The sequence below is a fragment of the Sphingomonas sp. PvP056 genome, assembly GCF_040549155.1.
Classification (GTDB): domain Bacteria; phylum Pseudomonadota; class Alphaproteobacteria; order Sphingomonadales; family Sphingomonadaceae; genus Sphingomonas.
Genome location: NZ_JBEPST010000001.1, coordinates 732,529 through 755,634 on the forward strand (window position 1 = coordinate 732,529; position 23,106 = coordinate 755,634).

10 protein-coding genes are annotated in these 23,106 nt (G+C 65.2%); 6 read left to right on the plus strand and 4 right to left on the minus strand.

The genetic code is table 11. The features are described 5' to 3' along the window. Positions 1-33 precede the first annotated feature (33 nt). Both ABIC17_RS03500 and ABIC17_RS03505 read left to right on the plus strand, forming a co-directional pair. Positions 34-3,033 (plus strand): TonB-dependent receptor plug domain-containing protein, encoded by a 3,000-nt coding sequence (locus tag ABIC17_RS03500; RefSeq protein ID WP_354279245.1) that lies wholly within the window; start codon positions 34-36, stop codon positions 3,031-3,033. Between the two features lie 339 nt (positions 3,034-3,372). Continuing rightward, on the plus strand, positions 3,373-6,336 hold the full coding sequence (locus ABIC17_RS03505; protein WP_354279246.1) for a TonB-dependent receptor domain-containing protein: 2,964 nt from the start codon (positions 3,373-3,375) through the stop codon (positions 6,334-6,336). A gap of 72 nt (positions 6,337-6,408) precedes the next feature. Here the strand turns inward: ABIC17_RS03505 and ABIC17_RS03510 are convergent, their stop codons facing one another. Next, a complete protein-coding gene (locus ABIC17_RS03510; protein WP_354279247.1) occupies positions 6,409-7,434 on the minus strand; it encodes a hypothetical protein in 1,026 nt (341 codons plus the stop codon). A gap of 381 nt (positions 7,435-7,815) precedes the next feature. Here ABIC17_RS03510 and ABIC17_RS03515 point away from each other — a divergent pair, with 381 nt between their 5' ends. Further along, a complete protein-coding gene (locus ABIC17_RS03515; protein ID WP_502958407.1) occupies positions 7,816-9,090 on the plus strand; it encodes an aspartyl/asparaginyl beta-hydroxylase domain-containing protein in 1,275 nt (424 codons plus the stop codon). Here ABIC17_RS03515 and ABIC17_RS03520 read toward each other — a convergent pair. Together ABIC17_RS03520 and ABIC17_RS03525 are read right to left on the minus strand one after the other, a co-directional pair. Beyond that, complete coding sequence (locus ABIC17_RS03520; RefSeq protein WP_354279249.1) at positions 9,080-10,543, minus strand: tetratricopeptide repeat-containing sulfotransferase family protein; 1,464 nt, start codon at positions 10,541-10,543, stop codon at positions 9,080-9,082. The genes ABIC17_RS03515 and ABIC17_RS03520 overlap by 11 nt on opposite strands. A gap of 50 nt (positions 10,544-10,593) precedes the next feature. Next, on the minus strand, positions 10,594-11,217 hold the full coding sequence (locus ABIC17_RS03525; RefSeq protein WP_354279250.1) for a hypothetical protein: 624 nt from the start codon (positions 11,215-11,217) through the stop codon (positions 10,594-10,596). A 169-nt stretch (positions 11,218-11,386) separates the two neighbouring features. Here ABIC17_RS03525 and ABIC17_RS03530 point away from each other — a divergent pair, with 169 nt between their 5' ends. Continuing rightward, on the plus strand, positions 11,387-14,503 hold the full coding sequence (locus ABIC17_RS03530) for a TonB-dependent receptor domain-containing protein (RefSeq protein WP_354279251.1): 3,117 nt from the start codon (positions 11,387-11,389) through the stop codon (positions 14,501-14,503). Positions 14,504-14,955: 452 nt separating this feature from the next. Continuing rightward, entirely contained in the window at positions 14,956-17,901 is a 2,946-nt protein-coding gene (locus ABIC17_RS03535; protein ID WP_354279252.1) for a TonB-dependent receptor domain-containing protein, read from the plus strand. Between the two features lie 325 nt (positions 17,902-18,226). Here the strand turns inward: ABIC17_RS03535 and clpB are convergent, their stop codons facing one another. Next, positions 18,227-20,806: an ATP-dependent chaperone ClpB gene (clpB, locus tag ABIC17_RS03540; protein WP_354279253.1), complete on the minus strand. Its 2,580-nt coding sequence runs from the start codon at positions 20,804-20,806 to the stop codon at positions 18,227-18,229. Between the two features lie 145 nt (positions 20,807-20,951). On the opposite strand from clpB, the gene ABIC17_RS03545 reads away from it, so the two are divergent. Next, positions 20,952-23,087, plus strand: a complete 2,136-nt coding sequence (locus tag ABIC17_RS03545) for a penicillin acylase family protein (RefSeq protein ID WP_354279254.1) — start codon at positions 20,952-20,954, stop codon at positions 23,085-23,087. Positions 23,088-23,106: the final 19 nt, after the last annotated feature.

Below are 23,106 nucleotides of genomic sequence, written 5' to 3' on the forward strand. Positions count from 1 at the left end.
GGGGGAATATCGAACATGAATCCAACGAACAGCATGACTCTGTCTCGTCTGCGTCAGAGCGCGGCGCCGGTGGCGCTCGCCATGGCATTTGCGGCCGCGCCTGTCTGGGCGCAAACCGCCCCGGCGACGACGCCGTCCGAGCAGACCGCACCTGCATCGGTGCAGGCACCGTTGCCGACCAGCCCGGAAACCGCCGCACCCGACCAGGACATCGTCGTCACCGGGTCGCTGTTCCGTCGCACCAATACCGAAACGCCTTCGCCCGTCACCGTCATCACCAGTGAATCGCTGGCACGCGCCGGCATCACCAACATCAACGACGCGATCCGCTCGGTCTCGGCCGATGGCGCCGGCTCGATCTCGACCGGCTTCCAGGGTGGCTTCTCCGCTGGCGGCGCGGCGGTTTCGCTGCGTGGCCTCGGCGTTTCGTCGACGCTGGTGCTGATCGACGGTCTGCGCTCGACCAACTTCCCGCTCAACGATGACGGCCATAACGCCTATGTCGATCTTAACTCGATCCCGTTCAGCGCGGTCGACCGCGTCGAAGTCCTCAAGGACGGCGCTTCGTCGACGTACGGCGCGGATGCGATCGGCGGCGTCGTCAACATCATCATGAAGAAGAACGTCGTCGGCGTCAGCGGGACTGCAGAGGGCGGCGTTTCCGAGAAGGGCGACGGATCGCGCTATCGTGCCAATCTGACTGCCGGTATCGGCGATTACGAACGCCAGGGCTTCAACTTCTACGTCAACGGCGAATATCAGCGCGACAGCGCAATTTCGGTGCAGGACCGCGGCTTTCCGTTCAACACCACCGATCTGAGCTCGATCGGCGGAAGCGATCTCAACACCGCGGATAGCGCGCTGACGACTGCGACAGTCAACGCCGTCGTTCGTCGCACGAACCAGACCAACCTCAACGATCCGTTCACCGGCGGCACTGTCGCAACGGGCCAGTACACCACGCTGAACCTGACCAATTGCGCGGGTGGCACCTACACGGTCGCCGGTGCAGCCGGCGGCGTCGGCTGCAAGCATAACAACACCTACGAATATTCGCAGATCCAGCCGCAGCAGACCCGTTACTCGTTCACGGGCCGGTTGAGCCTGCGCGTCAGCGACAATGTCGAAGGCTATATCACCGGCAGCTACTCGCACAGCCAGGTGCTGATCCGCACCGCGGCACCCGCCATCCGTCAGCGCCAGCCTTATGGCGCCGCGCCGACCCAGGCATCGAGCGCACCCGGTATCGTGCTCCCGGTCTATGTCTGCGCAGCGGGCACCAACTGCTCGATCGCGGCAGATCGTCGCCTCAACCCGAACAACCCTTATGCCGCTGCCTTCGCTGGCGATCCCGCCAACGGCGCAGCGCGCATCTACTATCTGTTCGGCGACATCCCAGCATCGACCAACCGCACCAACGAAGTCATCCGCGGGGCCGCAGGCCTGCACGGCAGCTTCGGCGGCGGGTTCGATTGGCGAGTCGATGCAGTCGGCGCGCGCGACAATTTCAACATTGTGTCGAACGGCACGATCAACATCGCGGGCTTGCGCCAGGCGGTGAACACGGGGGCGTACAACTTCGTCAACCCCGAGTTGAACAGCGCCGCGGTCCGCCAGTTGATCTCGCCGACGCTCAGCGTACCGTCCTACACCTCGATGGTGTCGCTCGACGCGTCGGTCAGCAAGTCGCTGTTCGAACTGCCGGGTGGTCCGTTGCAGGTCGCGGTCGGCGGGCAGGTCCGTCGTGAGGTTGCCAACAACAACAGCCTCAACCCGAACCTCGAGAATTACGGCAACACTTCGGCGGCGTTCGGCCAACATACCGTTTCGGCCGGCTACGTCGAAATCCAGGCACCGGTGCTCGATACGCTCGAAATCAACGCTTCGGGCCGCTACGATCACTATTCCGAAGGGTTCGGACGCTTCTCGCCCAAGATCGGCGCCAAGTTCACCCCGATCAAGCAGATCGCGATCCGCGGGACCTATTCGCAGGGCTTCCGCGCCCCGACCTTCGCCGAGAGCAACCCGCGCAGCAGCTTCGCCGGCTTCGTGTCCTTCAACCCGCCGTGCAACTTCGTCCTGGCGCATGGCGGCACCGGCACGCTTTCGTCGTGCACCGGCGGCGGCAACCCGTACAACAACTCGTACAGCGTTGGCGGCGGCAGCACCGGCAACCCCAATCTGAAGCCCGAGAAGTCGCGCAGCTTCACCGCAGGTACGGTGATCCAGCCGATCCCGCAGGTCAGCTTCACGGTCGATTATTACAACGTCAAGAAGAGCGACGTGATCGTGACCGGCCCGCAGGCGTCGACCGCGCGGAACAACTACTTCGCTGGCCTGCCGCTTCCGGCCGGCTACACCGTCTCGGCGGTCGACGCGGTCGACCCGCTGTTCCCGAACGCGCTGCCACGCGTGCTCGTGATCAACGTGCCGTACGTCAACGCGGCCAACATCGCGACCGAGGGTCTCGACTTCGGTGCGCAGGCTTCCATCCCGCTCGGCGGCGGGGCGCGCTTCTCGAGCCGGCTCGATGTCACCGCGATCCTGAAATACAATCAGGACAACGGCGACGGCGTGATCCAAAAGTTCGTCGGGACGCTTGGGCCATATGAGCTGTCGTCGGGTGCAGGCACCCCGCGGATCCGCGGCAACTGGCAGAACACGCTGGAAATGGGCCCGGTCTCGCTGTCGGCGACGACCTATTACGTCTCGCGGATCAAGTCGGTCGCTGCCGACGAAATCGCACCGGACGATAATGGTAACATCGACCTGTCGTGCGCGAACAACCTGTATTCCTCGCCGACCGGTGAGGGGAACAACTTCTGCTACATCCGTCGCTTCATCTACGCGGATCTCAACCTGGCGGTGCAGGTCAACGACAAGTTCACGTTCAGCGTCAACGTGGGCAACTTCACCAACGAGAAGGCACCGATCGCACCGGCATCCTACTCGGGGATCAACTACCTGCCGACCTGGCATTATGCCGGCGTCATCGGGCGGACGTTCCGCGCCGGGGCATCGTTCAAGTTCTGAACGATCCGGCCGGGTTCACCCGGGGATCATGACCTACCAGAGCGAGGCGGAAAGCAATTTCCGCCTCGTTTGCGTTGGGGTGATGCCAGTTTCACGCGGCGTTCCGACGGGACCTGATCGGCCGTACTTCGAACGAATGATTGCCTTCCCGTAACGTTGTTGCAAAATTGCTACATCGCAGCAAAAACACAAAAAGGTCCACGGCGGCCACTTTACAGTAGCCCGATGTAACTGCATCTTTTCCCCAAGCACACAAAAGATGCTGATCGGACGTCATTCTTTTGAATGACGTACATTTCCGCACATTTCGTATGTGACGGTAATAAAGGGGAAACTTTCATGAAGAACAATAGGTTTGCGCGTAAGCTCGGAATCGGATCGGCCTTGTCGGTTATTGCGATTGCGAGCTTTGCTCCTGCTGCAACGGCACAAACGGCCCCGATCGAACCCGGCGTGACTGACGCAGCCGCCGTCGAACCGACGAGTTCGGATATCATCGTCACCGGCACGCTGATCCGCAATCCCAACCTGACGTCCGCATCGCCCGTCTCGGTCATCAGCGATGCCGAAATCACGAAGCGCGCACCGAACACGGTCGAGGAACTCCTCCGTGCGCTTCCCGGCGTTTCGCCGGGCATCGGCAGCCAGGTCAACAACGGTGCGAACGGCACCAACACGGTCGACCTTCGCGGTCTCGGCGTGCAGCGCAACCTGGTGCTGCTCGACGGCGCGCGCGTCGTTCCGGCGCTCGCCAATGGAGCGACCGATCTCAACAACATCCCACTCGCACTCGTCGCACGCGCCGAGGTGCTGACCGGCGGCGCGTCCACGACCTATGGCGCGGACGCGGTGTCGGGTGTCGTCAACTTCATCACCAAGCGCGATTTCACCGGCCTCGAAGTCAACTTCCAGAACAAGATCCTGCAGTCCGGCGACGGCTATTCGTTCCGCGGTGACATCACGGTCGGTTCGAACTTCGCCGACGATCGCGGCAACGCGGTGCTGAGCTTCGGTTATACCAAGATCGACCCGGTCTATCAGACCCAGCCCTTCTCACTGTTCGGCATCACCAGCACCAACAACGCGAGCGGTGGCGTGGCCTCGGGTTCGTCCTTCACGTCGGTGCCGACGACGATCTCCTTCCCGACGTCCGATCTGCAGGTCTCGCAGTCGGGCGCATCGCTGGTGCCGCAATATCAAGGGTTCAACTTCAACCCGTACAATATTTTCCAGACGCCGATGATCCGCAAGAGCGTCTATGCGGCGACGCATTACGACGTCGCGGACGGGGTCGAATTCTATGCCCGCGGCATGTTCACGCAGAACACGATCGAGCAGATCATCGCACCGTCGGGCGTGTTCGGGAACGAACTGACGATCCCGGCGAACAACCCGTATCTCAACACGACGATCCGCGACCAGATCTGCACCGCGAACGGGATCGCGCTTGGAGCAACCTGCAACACCAACGCAGCATTGCCGCTCCCCGGCGTCTATCGTCGCCTCGTCGAACTCGGGCCGCGCATCAGCAACTGGGAAAACACGGTCTATGACGTCCGCGCGGGCCTAAAGGTCGACATCGCGAAATCGACCCAGCTCGACATCTCGGGATCGTACGGCCGCGCCGAACAGTCGCTGACGCAGTCGGGCTATGTCATCACGCAGCGCGTGCAGCAGGCGCTCAACGCGACCAACACGACGACCTGCACCGTGACGACCGGTGGTTGCGTACCCGTCAATCTGTTCGGCCAGGCGGGCAGCATCTCGCCGGCGCAGGTGGCCTTCCTGCAGGCGCAGAGCACGGTCCGCATCAACACCGAACTGTACCAGGCGCGCGCGCTGCTGACGGGCGACGTGGGCACCTTCCTGCCGACGTCGGACAAGGCGATCAGCTATGCGATCGGTGCCGAATATCGCAAGTACAAGTATGACCGCATCCCTGACGCCTTTGCGCAGGATCCGTCCGCGCTGGGCGGGGCTGGCGGCGCTATCCTTCCCTTCTCGGGCGGCTACGACGTCAAGGAAGCGTTCGGCGAATTGCTCGTCCCGCTCGTCGCGGACAAGGCGTTCTTCAAGCAGCTGACGCTCGAGGCCGGCGTGCGCTACTCGTCGTATAACATCGATGCGCCGAGCAACCCGAGCTTTGACACCACCACCTACAAGGGTGGCGCGACGTGGGAGCCGGTCGACGGTATCCGCCTGCGCGGTACCTATCAGCGTGCCGTCCGCGCGCCCAACATCGGCGAGCTGTTCGCGCCGACCGTCACCGGGCTGACCTCGCTCGGCACCGATCCGTGCGCCGGCGCGGCGGTCACGAGCAACGCCAATTTGCGGGCGGTGTGTATCGCCCAGGGCGCGCCCGCTGCCTCGATCGGTTCGATCCAGAACCCATCGGCAGGGCAGGCGAACCAAACCGGCGGCGGCAATCCCAACATCCGGCCCGAGAAGGCGGATACGTTCACGGCCGGGCTCGTCATCGTTCCGCGCGGGATCATTCCCAACCTGACGGTGTCGGTCGATTATTACGACATCAAGATCAACGACGCGATCACCTCGGCGCTGCCGAGCGACGTGATGGACGCATGTTTCGCCAACATTACCGCAGCGTCGGCGGCATCGTCCGCGTGCACCATCATCCGGCGCAACCCGGCGAACGGGCGTCTCAGCGGCCCGACCTCGACGACCTTTGGTTTGCCGACGCCGCTGACCAACAACGGGCGCTATGCGACGGACGGGATCGACCTGACCGTCAACTACAACCGCAAGTTCGGGGATCTCGCCCTCGACCTCAACTTCGTCGGCAACTGGACCGATCACCTGCGATTCCAGGCGTCCCCAAGCTCGCCCAACCGCGATTGCGTCGGCTATTACAGCGCGAACTGCGGCCCGAGCCTTGGGCAGATCATGCCGAAGTTCTCGTGGCAGCAGCGCACCACACTGGGTGCGTATGGCGCGACCGCGTCGCTGTTGTGGCGGCACATCAACAAGGTGCGGTACGAGCCGGGCCTGCCCGCGCTCTACTCGGGCGTCATCCGCAACGGCGCAGGCGTGAGCTCGGCGCTCGCGGGCCAGACGCGTAACTTCAACCGCATCCCGGCGTATAATTATCTGGACCTGACGCTGCAGTTCGATGTCGCCAAACAATATCAGCTGACGATCGGCGTGCAGAACCTGCTCAACGCCCAGCCGCCCGTCGTCGGCGGTCAGGCGGGGACGACCGCCGCCAACAGCGGCAACACCTTCCCGTCGACCTACGATCCGCTGGGTCGTGCGTTCAGCGCGGCGGTGCGGTTCCGGTTCTGACCGATCCCGGGCGGCGCGTCCGCCCGGTTCGTATCTTCGAGAGGCGGCCTTCGGGTCGCCTCTTTTTTTGCGTCAGGCCGATGGCGGGAGCAGCGCGCCCGGCAGCGTCAGCGCGATCCCTGCACCCTCCGCGACCTTGGCGGCCCAGCCAAGCACCATCGCGATTTCCTCGGCATGGAGCGCCGACGCGGACTGCTGGTCCGCCTTGCGCGCCTCGGCATCGAACGCACCGCCGAACTTGGCATGCTGCCGGAACACCGACTGGACGATCCCGTCGCGCTCATCGTCGGTTGCGGTCAGCCCGAACAGCGCGTCGATCGCCGCGAGCGCGGGGTGGGGACGCGCGAGCAGGACTTCGCTGTCGAGGGTGCGCACCCGCCCCGGCCACCGCTGTGCAAGCTTCGCGAACAGCGCATGCTGCGCAAGCCATCCGACCGCGGCAACCTGGAGATCCGACAGGCGGAAGATGGCCTCCGCGTCGAGTCCCATGTCGACCAGCCCTTCCTTGAGGAAGCTCGCGAGCAACTCGCGCACCCACAACCGCCCCCACAGCCGCTTGCTCGCGATCGACCCGAGATAGGGTTCGAGCGGCGCGTATAGCAACACGGCCCCCGCCTCGGGCCGCGCGGCCAGCATCGCGGTGGTGAGGCCGTTGACGATGTTGGACGGCTTGATCACGCATACTTCGCCCGCCGCGAACGGTCGGGCGAGCATCGCGAGACCGTCGCCGAGCACCGCGAGGATCTGCCGCGGATCACCCCCGCGATGCCGCCAGCCGACCAGGTCGTTGAGCAGCATCGGTTCCTTCAGGCTGAATGCCCGACCCGGACGGTCGTACGCGTTCGCGAGCAGGGTCGAGCAGCAATAGGCGGAATGGAAGATGAAATTGATCCGCCCCGTCGCCGCCGATCGATCGCACCGACCGCGCGGGATCACGACGGGCGCGCCTGAGGATCCGAGATGTTCGTCGGTCAGGAACGGGACGCGTTGCCGTACATCGCGGGGCGCGGAGACGAACTGAAACGCGTCGATCCCCGGATCGTACCGATGGGCCAGCCATTCGGGGGCAGGGGCGACGGGCGGTTCCGGGATCGACATGCCGCCGATCTTCGCGGACGTCGCGCGCGGGATCAAGCCGCGCTTGTATCGCGAGGCGCTGCGGATCGGGGAAGCCGAGGGGGACGCGTGCTTGGCGCTGTTCACCGGCGCGACCGGGCACGAATATCCGATGCCGCCAGCGCCCTCAAATTCGCGAGCACTTCCCCGGCGAAGGCCGGGGCCCAGTAGAGATGGTGGCCGCAATGGCGCGCAGCGACCGATTCCGTCCGGCGCGCTACTGGGCCCCGGCCTTCGCCGGGGAAGCAACTTTAGCTTGTGAATCGTCGCGTCGGGCGATCCTAATCCGACCGTCTGGCTCGCTAAGGAACGCGTCGTCCCCCGGTCGCTTGCATGGCGCGGGGGACTATGCTTTCTCAGGCCATGGTCGATCCTGCCGGTGCCGTTGGAACGTTGCTGCGCGAAGCGGCGGCGCTGCGCCAACGCGGCGACGGCGAGGGCGAGCGCAAGGTCCTCGACCGCGCGATCGCGATCGTCCCGCCGCGACCCGAGGCATTCAACGCGCGAGGAATGCGTGCGCTGGCGGATCGAGATTTCCCGACTGCAACGACGAGCTTCGCGCGCGCGATCGCGCTCGATCCGGGCGAGCCCGCGTTGCGGCTCAATCTCGCAGCGGCCCACCGCGCGGCGGGCGACGACGCGGGCGAACGGCAGGCGCTCCAGTCGGTGCTCGACCTCGACCAGCTGCATTTCCTCGCGCATTTGCGGATGGGCGAATTGCTGCAACGCCAGGGGCTTCTGTCCGAGGCGGCGCCGCATTGGAGTGCGGTGGTCCAGCTTGCGGGCAATGCGACGGACCGGCCCCCCGCGCTGATTGATGCGGAAGCGCGCGCGCGCGCGTTTCTGGAGGCGCATAACGCCGCCTTTGCCGACGCATTGTCGCAGGAGTTCGACAAGGCGGGGCAGGTCGCCACGGCATCGCGGCGGTTCCAGGCGTGCGCGGATACGTTGCTCGGGCGGCGGCGGATCTACACCAATCAGTGTGCGGGCGTGCATTTCCCGTTCCTCCCCGCGGACGAATTCTTCGATCGTGCGCTCTTCCCCTGGTTTGCCGAGCTCGAAGCCGCGACGCCGGCGATCCGCGCGGAGGCGCTCGCGATGCTGGCGGGGGGTGGCGCTGCGATCCGCCCCTATGTCCGGCTCGACAAGGGCACGCCCGATACGCCGTGGAGCAAGCTCGACGATTCGCGCGACTGGAGCGCGTGTTTCCTGTGGGAATATGGCCAGCGCAACGCTGCGGTTTGCGACCTCTGCCCCGAAACCGCCGCCGCGCTCGCGCGGGTGCCGCAGACGCACTTGCCGGGGAAGGCACCGTCCGCCTTCTTCTCAATCCTCAAGGGTGGCGCGGCGATCCCGCCGCACACCGGCGTTACCAACACTCGCGCGATCATCCACCTCCCGCTGGTGGTGCCCGAGGGATGCGGTTTCCGGGTGGGCGGCGAAACGCGCGCGTGGCGCGAAGGCGAGGCGTTCGCGTTCGACGACACGATCGAGCATGAGGCGTGGAACCACAGCGACCAGGTGCGGATCGTGCTGATCTTCGACGTATGGAATCCGCATCTGACGCATGGCGAACAGAAGGATCTTGCGCGGTTGTTCGCGGTGACTGACCGGGGGCTGACCGCGCCTAGGGCGTAACGCCGATCCCGTGCCGTTCGAGCAAGGCAATCGCATCGCCAAGCTGCGCGCGATACCCTTGCCAGCGGTGAAGCGAGCGGCGGTGGATCGGACGGCGGACTTGCCATGCGCTTGCGGTGCGGACAGCCAGCGGAGCGTTCGGCTCGCCAAGGCACGCTGCGTCCCACGGCAACCCGAGCCCATCCAGGGCTGCGGACACTGCCGCATGCGGATCGACCACCAGCGTGTCGTAATCGAGGTCGATGATGTCCGCCCCGTACAGCGCCCGCCAATGCGCCATCAGCCGCGCATATTGGACATAGTAATGCGCCGCCTCGAGCAGATCGCTGCCGTAAACGACGCCGTCGCCGAACTGGAGGAAATAGGTCGACAATAATGTGTCAGCCGCGTTGCGCCGGGTGTGGATGATCCGCGCGTCGGGAAACAGCGTCTTGATCAGCCCGATGTGGAGGAAATTGTCGCAGCGCTTGTCGGTGACCCACCCGTCGCCGGGCAGGTCCGCGAGATAGCGCACGCGGAGCTGCGCAATCGCATCGGGCGACAGCGCGAGCGCGGCGGCGGGGTAGGGGCGCAACGCCTGCACGATCGCGGGGATCGTCTCCAGTTCGCCCCCGGGGGTGATCTCGCGGTGCCGCCCGAGGACCGTCTCCGCCAGCGTCGATCCCGATCGGAACATCCCGCAAATGAAGATCGGCGTCTTGGCCGCTACCGGACCCGTCGCAGCGCGTGTCTCGCCGCGCACCGGGTAGCCCGCGATCAGTGCGTCCACGAGCCGCTCCTGTGCAGCCGCGTCGTAGCGGCGCGGCGCGATCGAACGTGCGATCCAGTTTGCCGCCTCGATCGCCTGGAACGCATCGGTCGTCTCCCCCACCGCATCCAGCGCATTGCCGAGCGCGAACAGCAGCTCCGCGCGACTGGTGACGTCGGCCGCCTGCGGAACCACCGCCTTGAGCCGTGCGATCGCCGACCCTGCCGCACCGGTTGCGACATCGATCGCCGCGAGCCGCGCATGGGCGCGGGCATTGTCGGGCGCGCGGGACAGGACCTCTTCATAGGCAAATCGCGCCGACGTGGGATCGCCAAGGTCCTCGTGGAGATTGCCGAGGTTGAGCCACGCTGTAAGAAAACCGGGGTTGGCGCGCAACGCCTGTTCGAGCTCTGCCCTGGCCGCGTCGGGGCGAAACAGATGGTCCGACAGGATCGTCGCGCGGTTGAGCAGCGCCTGTTCGGGGTGCGGATCGCCTTCCGCGATCGCGCGGGCATAGGACTGCAACGCCGCGTCGAATTGCCGCATGGCCCGTTGGGCCCAACCGAGGTTGAACCACGCGTCAGGCTGATGCGGATCGATCGCGAGGCTTGCTTCGAACGCGGCGATGGCCTGCGCCATGTCGCCCGCGCGGAGATGCGACGCCGCGGTGGTCAGTAAGTGCAACGCCTGGCGGTCCTGCGGCATGCCGTCTCTTATCGTGCCGGGCGCATGGACGATATGGGTTTGCGCGGGCTTCAGTTGAGGCGCCGTGCCTTCACGCCGGGCTGCCCGCCGATGATCATCTGGAAACTGCCAAGCGCGGCGCGCTTGATGCGGACCTTGTCGCCCGCGCGCGGGCTGCGGCCGAGGACATTGTCGTCGGTCTGCGCCCAGCGGGCACCGTCCGCCATTCGCACGGTCCAGCGTCCGGCACCATCAACCTGCGCATCGGTCACGGTCGTGTCGATCGAATCGATCTCGGGCGATCCGCTGAAGATCGACAGGCTCGGAACCCCGATCCCGAACAGCGAGCGCCGCGCCTGCCGTACTTGCTGCGAATCGACCACGACGACGTCGCGTCGCTGCTCCGCCGAATCGAGCACCGCGACCGAGGCGTCGAAACACGCCAGCCGCGCCGTCGTGTCCTGGATCTGACGGCAGCGCACGACGTCGCTCAGCGCCTTGGATCGCGCCTCCGTGCGGGGTTCGGCGGCGGTGATTGCGGTCGGCAGGATGGTCGCGGCCACGGCCGAGACGATCGCGATAAGGGTCGAAATGGTCGGATTGTGGCGCAACGGGCGGTCCTCGGTTCGGGGCTCGGTCGCGCGATACGGTGGCGTTCTCGCAGCGGCAAGCGCGTCACATGTCGAGTGTGTCAATTTGGCTACATCCTTGGAACAATATGACGCCAATTGCGTACGTTCATGTTTTTTTACTTTTGGAAGCGTGGCCCCACAGTAAAGAACCGCCGCATCGGCAGCCAGATAATGACTGTCTTTGACATGACGCCGTTCCAAAAGCGGTGCGTACCAAAGGGACCAATCCTACATGCAGAACCGAGTTTTGCGCGACTCCTTGCGCGCGTCCACGATGATCGCCGGTGTGTTCGGCGCGTTCCCCGCGCTCGCGCAGGATGCAGCCGCGCCCGCCGCACCGCAGGAGCAGGCCCCGACCAGCGCCACCCCGGGTGACGACAGCATCGCCGGCACCACGCCCGCTGCGTCGAACACCCCTGGCGCGGACGCAGGCGACATCGTCGTCACGGGCTCGCGTATCTCGAACCCGAACCTGACCTCGGCAAGCCCGATCACGGTCGTCAACGCAGCCGAGATCAAGCTCCAGGGCGCGACCCGCATCGAGGACGTGCTCAACAGCCTGCCGCAGTCGTTTGCGGCGCAGAGCTCGTCGGTGTCGAACGGGTCGAACGGGACCGCGACCGCCAACCTGCGCAACCTCGGTGAGTCGCGTACGCTCGTCCTCGTCAACGGCCGTCGCCTGATGCCGGGCAACCCGTCGTCGAGCAGCACCGCACCCGCGGCTGGCGATCTCAACGTAATCCCGCAGGCGCTGATCAAGCGCGTCGACGTCCTCACGGGCGGCGCAGGCTCGGTCTATGGTTCGGACGCGGTTGCCGGCGTCGTCAACTTCGTGCTCGACACCAACTACGAAGGCGTCAGCCTCGATGCATCTGGCGGCATCTACAACCACGACAACCGCAGCCAGCGGTTCCAGGACATCTCGGCACGCGCTGGCTATCCCGCCCGCGACGGCCAGGCGTTCGACGGCACGCAGTTCGACGTCAACCTGAAGATGGGTGCTGGCACCAGCGACGGCCGCGGCCATGTCGTCGGCTACATGGGCTATCGCAAGATCGGCGCGATCCTCCAGGGCGATCGCGACTATTCGTCGTGCGGCCTGAATGCTCCGGCGAGCGGCGCGGAATATGTCTGCGGCGGTTCGGCTACGGCATTCCCGGCGAACTTCACCACGAGCGACGCCGTCTTCAACGGCGCGGCGACCAATCTTCAGCAGCTCTACACGCTGAACGGCGCGGGCGCTCTGGTCCCCGGCCGGACGCTCTACAACGCCAACCCGCTCAACTATTACCAGCGCCCCGACACGCGCTACACGGCCGGCTTCCTCGCGCATTACGACGTGAGCGACAGCTTCAAGCCGTACGCCGAGTTCATGTTCATGGACGATCGCTCGGTCGCACAGATCGCGCCGTCGGGTGACTTCAGCAACACCACGGTGCTGAACAGCAACAACCCGTTCCTGTCGCAGGCACAGCGCGATGTCTTCTTCCGCAACACGAACCTCGTTCGTGACGGAAACGGCAACGTCGTCAACCTGACCAACCCGGATGGGTCGCAGTACCAGCAGGGCATGGTCCAGATCGGGCGTCGTAACGTCGAGGGCGGCGGTCGTCAGGCCGATCTTCGTCACACCGCATACCGCTTCGTTGCGGGCGCCCGTGGCGACATCGCCGATGGCGTTTCGTACGACGTCTATGGCCAGTACGGCACGACGATCTTCAACCAGGTCTATCGCAATGAATTCTCGGTCTCGCGCACCACGCGCGCGCTCGATGCGATCACCGATACGCGCGCTGGTTCGGCAACCCAGGGGCAGACCGTTTGCCGCTCGGTCGTCGACGGTACCGATCCGAACTGCGTCCCGCTCAACATCTTCGGTGCGGGCAACATTTCGGCGGGTGCACTGAACTACGTCCAGACCCCGGGCTTCCAGACGGGCACCACTCAGGAAAAGGTCGTCAGCGGCTCGGTCACGTTCGAAGGCGGCAAGTACGGCTTCCAGTCGCCGTTCTCGACGCAGGGCATCGGCATCAACATCGGCGGCGAGTATCGCGAGGAATCGCTGACGCTCGAAGTCGACAACGGCTTCCTCACCGGCGATCTCGCCGGGCAGGGCGGCGCGACGCTGCCGATCGACGGCTCGTTCAACGTCAAGGAAGTGTTCACCGAAGTCCAGGTTCCGCTGGTAACCGACCGTCGCTTCTTCAAGGAACTGACGATCAACGGCGGCTTCCGTTATTCGGACTACAGCACCTCGGGCGGCGTTTCGTCGTACAAGGGCGAGATCGTCTGGGCACCGGTTTCGGACATCCGCTTCCGTGGCGGTTACAACCGTGCGGTTCGTGCGCCGAACACGCAGGAGCTGTTCGCACAGCAGTCGGTTCAGCTCGACGGCGCGACCGATCCGTGCGCGGGTCCGGCCGTCAACGGCCTGGTCAACGGCAACAATGCCGCAGCCTGCGCCCGTGCGGGCGTTCCGGCCAACCGCTTCGGCCTGATCGCAGCGAACCCGTCGGAGCAGTATAACGGCCTGCTCGGCGGCAACCCGAACCTTCGCCCTGAAAAGGCGGACACGTTCACGGTTGGCGTCCTGCTCCAGCCGAGCTTCCTGCGCGGCTTCAACCTGTCGGTCGACGCCTTCTCGATCAAGCTGCAGGACCGGATCGGCGTCATCGGCGCCGACACGATCATCGCGCAGTGCATCGCGACCGCCGACCCCGCGCTGTGCGGTGCCATCAACCGTGACGCCAACGGCACACTGTTCCAGGGCAACACCGGCTACATCGTCGACACCAACGTCAATGCAGGCTCGCTTAAGACGCGCGGCATCGACGTTGCGGCTGGCTACACGCTGCGCACGCGTTCGGTCGGGACCTTCGCTTTGTCGTTCAACGGCACCTATGTCGACGAATTCACGTCGAACAAGGTCGGCGCCGAGTTCGATTGCGCAGGCTTCTATGGGGCACAGTGCGGGTACCCGCAGTCCAAGTGGCGGCATTCGGCACGCGTGACCTACACCTCGCCGCAGGGCATCGGTCTGTCGGCACGCTGGCGCTACCTGTCGGCGACCAAGTATGAGCGCACGAGCGGCGATGCCGATCTCGCGGGTTCGTTCTCGCCGCTGGACGCCCGCATCCCGGTCCAGAGCTACTTCGATCTGGCAGCAACGGTTCGTGCGGCGGACAAGTTCACGTTCCGCATCGGTGCCAACAACCTGCTCGACCGCCAGCCGCCGATCCTCAGCCAGGCGGCATCGCCGATCGGCTCGCTCGGCAACGGCAACACCTACCCGGGCATCTTCGATGCCAACGGTCGGTATCTGTTCGTGGGTCTGACGATCGACATGTAAAATACGGCTTCTTAATCGAAGCATCTGGGGGCGGTGGATCATGCGATCCACCGCCCCCTTTTTTGTGCCTCGTCTTGCGGGATTCCTCCGCGGCACTTGCAAGAAGCAAATCTATTCTTTGTTGTACTCAAGTATCCGATAGCTAGCTGTTGGTTAAGGCCGGATCGGACCGAAGTAATATGATGATAATGTTGCTCCAGAGCAAAGGTCAGTAGCAAAGGGTAACACAGCGTTACGACGCTGATACTTGGCCGATCCGGCCCCAAGCACGTGTGGTGTTGCAATTTTGCTACGGCGTTTCTCAAATCCAACACGGCGTTGCTGCGTCGCGCTTTACAGACACGGTCGGCACGTGATCTTTGGCGCCATCAAGCGGAGACGTCCGCTGGTTTGCTCATCATCACCCAACTCCGGCACCCCGTTTCGGGTGCGCGTTTTGTAAGGAACCAGTCGTGCCCCGGAATTCCTCCCTCATCTCGAAGCCTTGGCTCCTGACGACGTCGGCAGCCCTCTCGCTCGTCGCACTGCCCGCATTCGCACAAGACCAGATCGCTCCGGCAGCTCCTGTCGATGCGCCCGCTGCCGCCCCCGTCCCGCAGACCGCCGAACAAGGCCAGGACATCGTCGTCACCGGCTCGCTGTTCCGCGCGACCGTCACCCCGTCGCCGGTGACGACGCTGTCGACCGAATCGCTCGACCGCCGCGGTATTCCGACGGTGCAGGAAGGCATCCAGCGGCTTTCGTCGAACAACGGCGCGGCACTGACCAACTCGTTCAGCGCGAACGGCGCGTTCGCGGGTGGTGCCTCGGCGGTGTCGCTGCGCGGCCTGTCGAGCAGCTCGACCCTCGTCCTGATCGACGGCCTGCGCGCGGCCTATTACCCGCTCGCCGATGACGCGACGCGCAACTTCGTCGATCTCAACACCATTCCCGACGACGTCGTCGACCGGATCGAAGTCCTCAAGGACGGCGCATCGTCGAGCTACGGCGCAGACGCGATCGGTGGCGTGGTCAACATCATCACCAAGCGCAGCATCCAGGGCGTTTCGGGTCGCGCCGAAGCCGGCATCTCGGAGGGCGGCATCGCACCGAGCCAGCGTCTGACGCTGACCGCGGGTACCGGCAGCTTGGATGAGAAGGGCTATAACGCCTATATCAGCGGCTTCTATTATCGCTCGGGCGGGGTCACCAACAACGATCTGCCCGCGCCGTACAATTCGTCGGATCAGAGCGGGATCGGCGGACCCAACAACATCCTCAGCGGCGACAATTTCGGCGCGACCAATGCGGGTGCCAACATCTACGCGCGGCCGACCGGCGGCACGCAATATTCGCTGCTCAACGGCGGGTGCGTCAACGGCCAACCGACCACCAACACCGCAGGCGGCGTCGTCCCGTCGGTCGTATGCTCGCAGGATTCGGTCAACCGCTACGGCGTCGTTGCTCCCACGATCGAGCGGTTCGGCGGCACCGCCAAGTTCACCGCGAAGATCGGTGACAGTTCGGAAGCCTATGCGCAGTTCAACTTCCTCCAGACGCGCAGCAGCTACACCGGCGATCCCTCGGGGATCTACGCGAACGCCCCGGCGGGCATCTACTTCCAGCCGTATTCGACGCGGTCGAATGCCGCGTCCTACGCGCCCGGTTCGGGGGCGTTGACGCTCCCGGTCTATGTCTGCGCCGCGCGCGCGAACTGCAACGCGACCAACGGGACGCTCAACCCCAACAACCCGTATGCCGCAGCAGGCCAGACCGCGCAGATCGTCGGCACGTTGCCCAATTCGGTCACGCGCGACGAAACCCGCTACCGCGTCTATCGTGCGGCCGCCGGGATCAACGGTACGTTCCTGGGCGATTGGGATTATCGCGTCGACTTGACCGCGATGCACACCGATCTGCGTCGCCAGCAGAACGGCTATGTCTACATCCAGCATCTGCTCGATGTGATCGCGGACGGTTCGTACAATTTCGTCAACCCGTCGGCGACCAGTGCGGCGACGATGAACTATCTGACGCCTGAGAACATCACGGACTCGAGCTCGGATCTGTACCAGGCACAGGCGACCGTCAGCAAATCGCTGTTCCAGCTGCCGGGCGGCCCGCTTCAGCTCGGTGCGGGCGCATCGGTCTATTATGAAGGGATCGACTCGCCGAGCGCGAATTCGGACATTAATGGCGCGACGCAGCGTTACTTCACGATCAACGCCTTCGGCACCAGTGGGCACCGTACCGTCACTTCGGCGTTCGGCGAATTGAACGCGCCGATCATCGACCAGCTGTCTGTCAATGCGTCGGGCCGCTACGATCATTATTCGACCGGGCAGGGCGCGTTCTCGCCCAAGGTCGGCGCGAAGTTCTCGCCGATCAAGGAACTGACGATCCGCGGCACCTGGTCGCGCGGCTATCGCATCCCGAGCTTCGCCGAAGCCAATGCGTTGCCAACGACGGGCTATGTCACCAATTCCGCCGGCCTGTTCAACGATACGTATCTTGCGCAATATGGCTGCTCGGTCGCAACGTTCAGCACCGCTTGCCCGACCTATCTCCGCTCGGGAAGCTACGGCGCGACGACGCTCGCTTCGCCCAACCTCAAGCCTGAGCGGTCGCGCAGCTTTACCGGTGGTGTGGTGTTCGAACCGATCCGCAACGTCGCGTTCACGGTCGATTACTTCAACATCAAGAAGACCAACGCGATCACCTCGCTGACGTCGGGCGACGCGCTCAACGCTTATTATTCGGGCGCGGCGATCCCCAACGGCTTCGCGATCACCCCGGACGCCCCCGACGCTGCCTTCCCCAATGCGACGCCGCGGGTGCTGTATGTCGCCTCGGCACTGGTCAATGCGAACACGATCCAGTCGTCGGGCATCGACTTCGGCATCAACAGCCGGGTCAACATCGCCGGCGTGACGTGGACCAGCAACCTCGACGCGACGTTGCAGCTCGAACTCAGCACGAGCTTCCCGGACGGCCACAAGGAGACGTATGTCGACACGCTCGGCAACTTCAACCTGACCGCCGGCTCGGGCACCTACCGCTGGCGCGGCAACTGGCAGAACACCTTCCAGAAGGGGCCGATGTCGCTGACGGGGACGGTCAATTACGTCTCGGGCTACGATCTGTCGGCCGAGGACCAGGGCACGGGCTACCGCGATTGCGGCCTGGCACCGTCGCCGGCGTACACCGGTTGCCGCGTGAAGAGCTACATCACGTTCGATCTCAACACGAGCGTGCGGGTCACCGACGGGCTGACCTTCTACGTCAATGCGATCAACCTGTTCGATCGCCTGCCGCCGATCGATCCGGTCACCTATGGTGCGTATCTCTACAACCCGGTCCAGACCGGCGAGGGCATCTACGGCCGTCGCTTCCTGGCAGGGGCGAAGTTCAAGCTGTAAGGCTGGGGTATCGAAAAGGGGGCGGTTCCTGCGCAGGAACCGCCCCCTTTTTGTGTGTGCCTCCCCTGCGTGGGAGGGGTGGGGGAGTATGAGGCTGGCGCAGCGTTCGACAACGGGCCAACCCACCCCCAACCCCTCCCTTCCAGGAAGGGGAGCCCGTTACGCTGGTCTGCCAGCACTGGCTCGCACCCTCACGGTATTGGCGGACTAAGCCGAATGGGTGCCGCAGCCTCCTCCCCTCCCTGGAAGGGAGGGGCCGGGGGTGGGTCGGTATGAGGTAGAGACACCGTCGACACCAATCCGCCCCCTCAGGCGGGGGAGCCAATCACTCCACCACCAGCTCCAGCTTCCCGTCGCCCTCATCGACCCGCACCGTCGCGCCATCCTTGACGCTCCCGCGCAGGATCAGGTCGGCGAGCGGATCCTGGAGATAGCGCTGCACCGCGCGCTTCAACGGTCGCGCGCCGTACACCGGATCATAACCGACCCGCCCGAGCCACAGCCGCGCCGCATCGGTCAGGTCGAGCGTCACCTTGCGTTCGCCGAGCAGCGTCGCGATCCGCTTGACCTGGATGTCGACGATCGGCGCCATCTCCGCCTGGCCGAGCCGGTGGAACAGCACGATCTCGTCGAGCCGGTTGAGGAACTCGGGCCGGAAATGCCCGCGCACGATCTCCATCACCTGCGGCTCGACCGAAGCAACGTCCTCGCCTTCGCCCAACGTCGTCAGCACCTGGCTGCCGAGGTTGGAGGTCAGCACGATGATCGTGTTGGTAAAGTCGACCGTGCGGCCCTGGCCGTCGGTCAGCCGCCCGTCGTCGAGCACTTGCAACAGGATGTTGAAGACGTCGCCATGCGCCTTCTCGACCTCGTCGAACAGCACGACCTGATACGGCCGCCGCCGCACCGCCTCGGTCAGCACGCCGCCTTCCTCATAGCCGACATAGCCCGGAGGCGCGCCGATCAGCCGGGCGACCGCGTGCTTTTCCATGAACTCGCTCATGTCGATGCGGACCATTGCGGTTGGATCGTCGAACAGGAATTCCGCGAGCGCCTTGGTCAGCTCGGTCTTGCCCACGCCCGTCGGCCCGAGGAACAGGAACGACCCCAGCGGCCGGTTGGGATCCTGTAGGCCCGCACGCGCGCGCCGGACCGCGGTCGAGACGGCGCGGATCGCGTTCTGCTGGCCGATCACGCGCTTGCCGATCGTCGCTTCCATTGCGAGCAGCTTGTCGCGCTCGCCCTCGAGCATCCGCTCGACCGGAATCCCGGTCCAGCGCGCGACGACGCCTGCGATGTCCTCGCCCGTCACTTCCTCGCGCAGCATCGCGCCCTTGGTCGCGCCCGCCGCGGCATCCAACTGGCGCTGGAGGTCGGGGATGCGCCCGTAGGACAGCTCGCCCGCCTTCGCCAGATCACCCGCACGCTGCGCCTGCTCGAGTTCGAGCCGCGCGGCGTCGATCTGCTCTTTGAGCTTCGCCTCGGCGGAGATCTTGTCCTTCTCGCCCTGCCAGCGCGTCGTCAGCTCGCTCGACTGCTGCTCGAGATTGGCGAGTTCGCCGTCGAGCTTGACCAACCGGTCGCGCGAGGCTTCGTCGCTCTCGCGCTTCAACGCCTCGCGCTCGATCTTGAGCTGGATGATCCGCCGGTCGAGGATCTCGATTTCCTCGGGCTTGCTCTCGACCTCCATGCGGATGCGCGACGCGGCCTCGTCCATCAGGTCGATCGCCTTGTCGGGGAGGAAGCGGTCGGTGATGTAGCGGTTGGACAAGGTCGCCGCCGCGACGATTGCCGCATCGGTGATCCGCACGCCGTGGTGGAGCTCGTACTTCTCCTTCAGTCCGCGCAGGATCGAGATCGTGTCGGGGACGGTCGGCTCCCCCACGAACACCGGCTGAAAGCGGCGCTGGAGCGCTGCGTCCTTCTCGACATATTTGCGATATTCATCGAGTGTGGTCGCGCCGACGCAGTGCAACTCGCCGCGCGCGAGCGCCGGTTTCAGCAGGTTTCCCGCATCCATCGCGCCCTCGGATTTGCCCGCGCCGATCAGCTGGTGCATCTCGTCGATGAACAGGACGATGTCGCCCTCGGCGGCCTTCACCTCGTCGAGCACGCCTTTCAACCGCTCCTCGAACTCGCCGCGATATTTGGCACCCGCGATCAGCGAGCCCATGTCGAGCGACATCAGCTTGCGGTCCTTGAGCGTGTCCGGGACATCGCCATTGGCGATGCGCAACGCGAGCCCCTCGGCGATCGCGGTCTTGCCGACGCCGGGTTCGCCGATCAGCACAGGGTTGTTCTTGGTGCGGCGCGCAAGGATCTGGATCGTGCGGCGGATCTCCTCGTCGCGGCCGATGACGGGGTCGAGCTTGCCGTCGCGCGCCGCCTGCGTCAGGTCGCGCGCGAACTTCTTCAAGGCGTCGAACTTGTCCTCTGCGCCCGCACTGTCTGCGACGCGGCCGTTGCGCACCTTTTCGATCGCGGCGTTGAGCGCCTCGGGCGCGACGCCCGCGGTCTTGAGCGCCTTGCCCGCTGCCGTATTGAGCGACAAAGCGAGCGCGACGAGCAGCCGCTCGACCGTGACGAAGCTGTCGCCCGATTTGGTCGCGATCTGCTCGGCCTGATCGAGCGCGCGCACCGCGTCATTGTCGAGCCCCGGCGTTTGTTGCGCGCCGCTGCCCGATACCGCCGGGATCTTCGCCAGCAGCAGATCGGTCTCGCTCGCCGCGCGCTTCGCATCGCCGCCCGCCGCGCTGATCAGCCCGGACGCCATGCCCTGCTCGTCCTCGAGCAGCGCTTTCAGGATATGCTCGGGCGCGATCCGCTGATGGCTCATGCGGATCGCGACGGTCTGGGCCGATTGCAGGAAACCCTTGGCGCGATCGGTAAATTTCTCGATGTTCATTCACCACCCTCACAGTTGCTTTCGCGCCGATATGGTGTTGCAAATATACAACACAAGTCGTGAGACTACGGATTGCGTGACAAATCCGCCCCGTAGGCCAAGATAGCGTTGGAGCTGGCCAAGACCAGAGCCACAGGGGGAATGGATGCTGCGAACACTCGGGCTTGGGCTCGCCGGGCTGCTGGTCGTCACTGCCGCTGGCCTTGCACTGTGGGAACCGATCGCGGCGACCAGCGGCACGCCTCCAACCGCACACCGCTATGACAGCGTCATCGCACGCGACCGGTTCGGTGTACCGCACATCTTCGGCAAGACCGACCCGGACGTCGCGTATGGCGTCGCCTATGCGCATGCCGAGGACGATTTCGCGACGCTGCAGGAAGCCGTGGCGATGGCGCGCGGGCGGCTCGGCGCGATGACCGGGGCGGACGGGGCGAAGGTCGATTACACGCTCGCGCTGCTCGGCGCGCGGGCGACGGCACATCGCGATTATCGCAAGCAACCCGCCGATGTCCGCGCCTTGCTCGATGCCTATGCGACCGGGCTCAACGCCTTTGCGCGACGGCATCCGGGGGAGGTGCGACTGGCGCGGCTGTTCCCGGTAAACGGCGAGGACATCGCGACCGGCTTCGTCCTGCGCACGCCCTTCTTCTTCGGGCTGGATGCCGTGCTGGGCGCATTGTCAGGCGACCGGCCGCTTCCGCGCGAAAGCGCCGGGGCTACCCCCGACGCGCCCGATCCTGCCACGCTGCCCGCAACCGGCGAGCGGATGCCCAACGGCTCGAACGCGTTCGTCGTTGCGCCCGGGCGATCGACCGACGGCGCAACGCGCGTGCTCTCTAATGCGCACCAGCCGTGGAAGGGGCCAGTCGCCTGGTACGAGCTGTCGGTCCAATCAGGGACCGGCTGGCACTTCTCGGGCGCGACCTTCCCCGGCGTGCCGTTCCCGGTGATGGGGCATAACGAGCATCTCGGCTGGACCAACACGGTCAACCGCCCCGACCTGACCGATGTCTACAAACTCGTCACCGATGCCGACCATACCCGCTATCGCTTCGACGGCGCGTGGCGGCCGCTGGAGGCGCAACGCGTATGGCTCGGCGTGCGGGTCGGGCCGTTCGTGCTGCCGATCCCCAAGATGGTGTACCGGGCCGTGCAGGGGCCGGTGATCGTTAACAAGAGCGGTGCCTTTGCGATCCGCTATGCGGGCGCGGACCAGCTCCGCATGATCGAGGAATATTATCGCCTGACGCGCGCGCGCAATTTCGGCGAATGGCAGCAGGCGCTCGCGATCCAGGGGGTTCCAGCGACCAACTTCCTCTACGGCGATGCGCGCGGGACCATCGCCTATGTCTATAACGCGAGCTTCCCCAACCGGCGGCCAGGCTATGATTACCAGCATCTGCTGCCCGGCGACACGTCGCGCGCGCTGATGCCGGGGACGGTGCCATTCGCGCAGGTGCCGCGCAACGTGAACCCCGCGTCGGGATTCCTCATCAACGCTAACAACACGCCGTATCAGGCGGCGGGGCAGGGGTCGGAACTGCGCCCGCAGGATTACAGCCCGCTGCTCGGGATCGAAACCGACACCACCAACCGCGGCACCCGCGCGCTCGAACTGATGGGTCAGACCCCGCGGATTGGCGAAGCGGACCTGCTCAGGATCAAGTTCGACACCGGGATCAGCCACTACAGCTGGGCAGCGCGGTGGTATCGCGACATCGCCGCGATCGACCCGCGCGGCGATCCGCAACTGCGCGCCGCACTGGACGTGCTACGCGGCTGGAACTGGAATTTTGACGGCCATCACGGCGGGCAGGCGCTCGCCGCGATCCTGCTGCGGACCGGGCAGAAATGGCATTACCAGCGCCGCCCCGAACTCGATCCGCGCGATGCGCTGGCGAAGGCGGCGGCGTATCTCCAGACGCATTTTGGCACGCTCGATCCCCCGCTCGGCACAGTGTTGCGGCTGCGGCATGGCAAAGTCGACCTACCGCTCGACGGCGCGCCCGACGTGCTGCGCGCGGCGTCGACGTGGACCGAAGCCCCCGATGGCCGGCTCGTCGTCAATCATGGCGACAGCTTCATCATGCTGATGACGTGGGACAAGGCGGGTCGGGTAGAATCGCGCTCGATCCAGCCGTTCGGTGCTGCGACGACACGACCGGAGTCACCGCATTATGCGGACCAGGCGCCGTTGTTCGCGGCGCATCGGCTGAAACCGGTGTTGTTCTGGCGCGAGGATCTGCGGCGCAACGTGGAGCGGGTGTATCGGCCATAAGCCGTCGACATAGTTCAAC